5 protein-coding genes are annotated in these 6,031 nt (G+C 62.0%); 2 read left to right on the plus strand and 3 right to left on the minus strand.

The features are described from left to right. From WCB02_RS41860 to WCB02_RS41870, 3 genes are all read right to left on the minus strand, one after another. Positions 1 to 266: KUP/HAK/KT family potassium transporter (locus tag WCB02_RS41860; protein WP_423968869.1), on the minus strand; the 266-nt coding region annotated here is incomplete at its 3' end. 277 nt (positions 267 to 543) lie between these two features. Continuing rightward, positions 544 to 1,737, minus strand: coding sequence for a DUF1501 domain-containing protein (locus WCB02_RS41865; protein ID WP_423968871.1), 1,194 nt, complete (start codon positions 1,735 to 1,737; stop codon positions 544 to 546). A gap of 20 nt (positions 1,738 to 1,757) precedes the next feature. Next, on the minus strand, positions 1,758 to 3,311 hold the full coding sequence (locus WCB02_RS41870) for a DUF1800 domain-containing protein (protein WP_423968873.1): 1,554 nt from the start codon (positions 3,309 to 3,311) through the stop codon (positions 1,758 to 1,760). Between the two features lie 336 nt (positions 3,312 to 3,647). Between WCB02_RS41870 and WCB02_RS41875 the strand changes: the two genes are divergently transcribed. Continuing rightward, the gene (locus WCB02_RS41875; protein WP_423968875.1) at positions 3,648 to 4,391 is read left to right on the plus strand and encodes a transporter; all 744 of its coding nucleotides are present in this window, start codon (positions 3,648 to 3,650) and stop codon (positions 4,389 to 4,391) included. 94 nt (positions 4,392 to 4,485) lie between these two features. Continuing rightward, positions 4,486 to 5,703 carry a mandelate racemase/muconate lactonizing enzyme family protein gene (locus WCB02_RS41880; RefSeq protein ID WP_423968877.1) on the plus strand — a complete coding sequence of 406 codons (1,218 nt, stop codon included), beginning with the start codon at positions 4,486 to 4,488 and terminating at the stop codon, positions 5,701 to 5,703. Positions 5,704 to 6,031: the final 328 nt, after the last annotated feature.

Genomic DNA, 6,031 nt, shown 5'->3' on the forward strand with positions numbered 1-6,031 from the left:
AGCGTCCAGAGCACCAGCGAGAGCGCGCCAAGCACCACCGCGGCGTCGGGAGATTTGTCGGTGGTGCCGAGGATGGTCTTGAAAGTATAGAGCGGGCTGGTTCCGATATCGCCGAACACGATGCCGAGCGCCGACAACGCCAGGAGCGGCAGCTTGCCCTGAGGCGGCTGCCGCACACCGATTCCCGCAGCAGCTGCCGGATTTTCATTGTCCGCGCCGTCCAGCTCGGTCGCTTCACGTGGTGTTGTCGGCGTCAGATTGTTCATTGCTGTCCTATAAACTATCCGCCCGGATTACGACAGACCGACGACAGCGCGACGCACCGGCGCCTCCTTCCCACGTCGCGGACCGGAGAGCTTGCCGCAAGCTTTGAGAAACAATCAAGGGACGAATGGCCGATGGACATTGTTCCAAAGGCCCGGGACTCGGCTCCGGGTTTCACGGCGCCACGCTTGCCGACGTCGCCAAATGATGAGCTCCTATGCGGCCACGTGGGCGGCTCTCGAAGCGCACCCAGTTTCTGGTGCTGGAGAGCTTCTCCCGTCACACCAGTCCCAGAGCGGCTGGATGGGCGCCTGGAAAGATGCGCTGGACGCTTGCGACATCGAGGCCATACATGCGCTGGAAAAGGCCCGCGAACATCGCGCGATAGTCGGTCAGGACGGGGTAATCCCGGTTCTGGAACAGGTTCGCCTGATCGACCTTGGCCTGTTCGCCATGGATGCGGCCGCCATTGATTCCACCACCCATCACCCAATAGACGCTGCCATGGCCGTGGTCGGTGCCACGATCGCCGTTTTCACGAAACGTGCGACCGAATTCGGAGATCACGACCACGACCGTATCGCGCCATCCGGGCTGGCCGATCTCCTCGGAAAAGCCTGACAGTGCGCGGCCGAGTTCGCCCAGACGGTCGGCGAGATAGCCGTTGGCTGCACCCTGATTGACGTGGGTATCCCAGCCGCCGACGTCGACGAAGCCGAGGTTGAACTGCTGCTGCATCAGCCGGCCGATCCGTCGCGCCGACAATTCGAAGCCGCGCGGCGACACCGCGCCCCGATTGGCCGCGGTCATCTCCTGCGAGATCGAGCGGTAGACATCGTCGCGCACCCGGAAACCCTCTGAGACCGAGGGCGCGAGGCTGCTTTGCGCATACATGTCCTTGATCAGCGCGGCCTGCCGGTCGTCGACGCCCGGCTTGCCGATATTTTTGATGCTGGTGTTGGGGATCTGCGTCTTGCCGCGAAAGATCAGCGGCAGTTGATCGGTAAACGAGATCGGCTTGGCGCGGGTGAGTTCGGCCGCGAGCCGGCTCATGAAACCCGAGCGATAGTCGCGCGAGCCGGAGACCGATTGACCAAGCTCGATCGTGTCCTGGGTCTCGAAATGGCTGCGGGTGAGATCGTCGCTGGTGCCCGCGAAGGGAACGAAGGCGATCTCCCGCTTTCCCCACAATGGATAAAGGCTGTCCCGAAAGGCCGGGTGCAGTCCCCACTCGGCCGTCAGCGGCAATGCGGAATTCGGATTACCAGCATCTGGACGAGCAACCGCAAGCGTTGGCCGCGAACTGTAGTAGAAGTCGCTGGAGACCGGCACAACGACGTTGGCGGCGTCGTAGGCCCCGCGCAGGAACACGACGAGCAGTCGCGCATCGGTCGCCGGCGCAGCCCAGACCCGGCCTGCGACCGTCAGCGGGGTCATTGCCGCAAACGCCTTGATCAGTTCACGACGGTTCATTTGACGCTCCTTGCAAGTGGTTAGCGCATGAATTCCGGCGACGACAGGAACAGCGTATTCCAGTCCTGCGGAGATACCGCCTTGTCGAGCGCCGCAAGCGTTGCCGGACCCAAGGTCTGGCGCAGCCCGCTGAAGTAGAGCGCGTTCTGGATCAGCGGGTAGGCCGGCTGATCGACCGCATTGGGCACATCCGGCTTGAACAGCCCAGCCGAGCCGGAGCCAATCTGCCGAGCGATCTCGAAACGTACCATCATCTGTCCGGGTCCGTTCCAGGACGCCGAATTCAGCGAATAGCCGTCCGGCGTCTCATGATTGAACAGGCCCTCGCCCATCCGGTTGAACCAGTTCTGGATCGGCGCGGTGTTGAGGATCACCTTGTCGTCGTAGGCGAGACGAACCGCCGACAGCGCGTATTGCACGGGGTCCTTGAACCTCATGCCGGGCTTCAGCGCGGCGGAAAATTCCGGCGCGTGCACCATGGTGGAGAGCATCGCGGCGATGTCGCCGTCCGATGTCTTGAAGGTCTGCGCCATCTTCTGGACCAGCGAGTCCGGCGGGGTGTCCGAGACGAAATAGGTCGCGATCTGCCGCGACAAATGCGTGGCCGTCGCGGGATGGTGCACGAGAATGTCGATTGCCTCGTCAACCTCCGCCAGTCCCCGTCCCTTGATGGTGTGACCGAGAAAGCTCTTGTCGCTGTAGTCGTGGCGCGCCGGATTGAACTCGAAGGCGCCCTCGCGCACCAGCTGCGATTGCAGCTCGGGCTTGAGTTTCGGATCTTCCTGCTTCACATCGATTCCAACGCCGGTCAGAATCTTGGCCAGGGCTTCGACATCGGCCTGGGTGTAGCCTGAACCGACGCCCATAGTGTGCAGTTCCATGATTTCGCGGGCGTAGTTCTCATTGAGATGGCCGGCGGCGTTATCGGCGTTGTCGAGATAGCGCAGCATCGCCGGGTGATGCAGGGTCGCTGCGAGCAGATCGCGGAACTTGCCAAGTGCAAAGGGACGGATGGCGCGATCCTCGTAATCGCCGACAAAGATGCGGATGTTGGCCTTGGATTGATGGACGTTGAAATGATTGAACCAGAACCAGGTCATGCGTTCGCGCAACTGGTCCGGCGCGTACAGCGCGCGCAGGATGGTGCGCGCCGCCGCCTGCTTGGCCCGGTCGTTCATCGCGCCCTGATAGACCTGCTGCGCGGCCTTCTTCTGATCGGGATCGACAACCCCGTTGGCGCTCCTGGCCTGCGCCTCAAAGGCGAGTGCGACATCGAACGGAAGCTTGTGAACGTCCGGCATCGCCTCGATCTGCGCCTTGACCGCATCGGGCAGCGCCATGCCGGCCGGTGGATGCAGTTGTTCCTGCAGCCAGCGCTCAGTGCCGAGAGCCCGGAAATGCTCCGCGCTGGACGTGCTGACGCCCCATGTCAGCCGATCCAGCAGAGCGAGGTCATGCGGATCTAACCCGGCGGCCGGCGCCGCAAGGCCTCCGGGAATTGCCGCGCCTGATGCAAGCATGGCGCACAGTGCGAGCCGATAGCCACAGGCGCGGAAGAGTCTCTTCGCGATCATCGGACTTGGCAGTTTACTTGCCGGTTTTGCGTCTAGAAGCAGGACAAGGCCTCCGACATAAGTGTTCGATCAGCTTTGGCCCAACCGGCTGAATAGAGTCTGAATAATCCTCTCTGGATGAGGTCCCGGACGGGAATAAACCAACGCCTGTTCCAATCATGATCCAGAGGTAACAGGAGCCGGGCGGACGAATCCCGCCCGGGTCTGTTTGTCGCGTGGAGTACCAGGTCAGTTGAAATGCACAGCTTTCGAAAGCCTGCGACCACAACTCCCGGTCCAAGGTTGAAGAGAAACATTGCCAGGTCATTTTGCTTATCAGCATTGGCGATCCTCGCTGTGTCGGAGGCCAGGGCGGATGCCTGTCCGACCGCGACGGCCGGCATCACCACCGATCGGCCGGATGTCACGAACTCCAGCATTGTCGTCCCCACGGGCAGCCTCCAGAACGAAAACGGCATCAATTTCACCGCTCGGGATAGCGGGCAAGTTCTCGACGGCACCAACACGCGATGGCGCCTCGGGGTTGCGCCTTGCCTGGAATTGCTGGCCGATCTGCCGAGCTATTCGGCGAATCTGCATGCCCCCGGCAGTTCCGGATTTTCGGACCTCGCACCCGCCGTGAAGTGGCAGGTCAGCCCGGTTCCGGGGACCGTCGACCTGTCGATCGTCGCCGGGGCGGCGTTGCCGACAGGGGCTGCCGCGATCGCCGGCCGTGGCGCGCAGCCCTATCTGCAATTCCCATGGTCATGGGAGCTGCATGACGGCTGGAGCGTGAGCGGCATGTTCACCGAGTTCTTTCGCCCCTCCGATCCGACGACCGGGCGCATCAGCGAAGCGACTTTCGTGCTGGAACAGGCTCTGACCGAGAAGTTCAGCGTGTTTGGCGAATATGTCGGCGACTATCCCGACAATGCAGGTCCGAGCCATCTCTTCAATTCGGGTGCGATGTATCGCTTGGGCCAAAACCAGCAAATCGATATCCACCTCGCTTTCGGACTCAATCATAACGCACCGAACACGATCGTCGGCGTCGGCTATTCGTACCGCTTCGACGGCCTGTTCGGCAGGCTGCCGCGCTGACGAGGCGACTGGTCCGGCGATCTCAGCATCCGACCACCCCGATTGCACGCCTCGCAAAGCCGGCTAAAACAAGGGACGCAAAAGGGAGGACGCCATGACAAAAGCATCAAAGATAACGAACGTCGAAATCCTTGCCTGCGACGCCGGCTGGAGAAACTACCATTTCGTCAAAATCACAACCGGTGATGGCATCATCGGCTGGAGCGAATTCGACGAGGGTTTTGGTTCGCCCGGCGTCAGCGCGGCGATCCAGCGCCTTTCGACGCGGGTCGTCGGACAAAATGCCTTCCAGCACGAGCGGATCCATGCGGAACTGTTCGCGGCGACGCGGCCAGCCGCGGGCGGCGTGGTTGGGCAGGCGCTCGGCGCGATCGAAAACGCGCTGCTCGATGCCAAGGCCAAACTGTTGGGCGTGCCCTGCTACGAATTGCTCGGCGGCAAGATCCGCGAGCGCATTCGCGTCTACTGGTCGCATTGCGCGACCTGGCGCATCAACCACCCGAGCTGGTACAAGCCGGGCATCGAAGACCTCGACGGCGTGCAGGCGATCGGGCGCGAGGTCCGTGAGAAGGGATTTACCGCGCTGAAGACCAACATCTTCACCTATGACGGCGGCAAGCCGACCGGCTGGCGCCCCGGCTTCGGCTCGCCCTTCCAGCCCGAGATCAACGTCGACCGCAAGGTGCTGCGCGACCTGCGGATGCATCTCGAAGCCATCCGGGACGGTGCCGGCCCCGATGTCGATATCCTGCTCGACCTCAATTTCAACGCCAAGACGGAAGGCTACCTGAAGATCTTGCGGGCGATCGAGGACCTCGAGATGTTCTGGATCGAGATCGACAGTTTCAACCCCGAAGCGCTCGGTTATATCAGGCGGCAAAGCCCGCACCCGCTCTCTTCCTGCGAGACGCTGATGGGCCTGCGCGAATTCCTGCCCTATTTCCGTGAACAGGCGATGGATGTCGCGATCATCGATACGCCGTGGAACGGGGTGTGGCAGTCGATGAAGATCGCGGCCGCCGCCGAAGCCTTCGAGGTCAACGTCGCGCCGCATAATTTCTACGGCCACCTCTGCTCCCTGATGAATGCCCATTTCAGCGCGGCGGTGCCGAACCTGCGCATCATGGAAATCGACATCGACCGCCTCGCCTGGGACCACGAGTTGTTCACCCATCTGCCCGAGATCGAGAACGGCCATCTCGTCGTTCCGGATCGCCCCGGCTGGGGCACGGAACCGAATGAAGAAGGACTGCGCGCGCATCCGCCACGGACCAGCGGCGGGCTTTTGAACTATGGCGGAAAACCCTCGTGACGACCTCGTTGGGCGATTTTGGAATTCTCATCATATCAGCCTGCTTCGGCGAACCTCGGCGGACGCGCACCCAACACCTTTTTTGATGGCACGGTTGGGCACGGCGCAGATGCGCTCTGCCCAAGCCCACGAATCCGAATCCGAATTTCAGACAGCAGATACGGTTTCACGGTCTCGCGGCGCTGGTCGCCCGAGCTTTGCCTAGGAAGTCTTGCGCCTCGAGAACGAGGGCGCAGGGAATGCCGGGTGCACGCTGCACCCGCGGTCTCGTGTGCAAGTAGCAGAACGAAAAGAACGCACACGAGCATACAGGTTCAGCGGAGACACT

Source organism: Bradyrhizobium sp. (genome assembly GCF_049581145.1).
Lineage (GTDB): Bacteria > Pseudomonadota > Alphaproteobacteria > Rhizobiales > Xanthobacteraceae > Bradyrhizobium.

Excerpts from the sequence above, each read along its gene's own strand:
- WCB02_RS41865 (WP_423968871.1), bottom strand. The coding sequence starts at position 1,737 with ATGAACCGTCGTGAACTGATCAAGGCGTTTGCGGCAATGACCCCGCTG.
- WCB02_RS41870 (WP_423968873.1), bottom strand. The coding sequence starts at position 3,311 with ATGATCGCGAAGAGACTCTTCCGCGCCTGTGGCTATCGGCTCGCACTG.
- WCB02_RS41880 (WP_423968877.1), top strand. The coding sequence starts at position 4,486 with ATGACAAAAGCATCAAAGATAACGAACGTCGAAATCCTTGCCTGCGAC.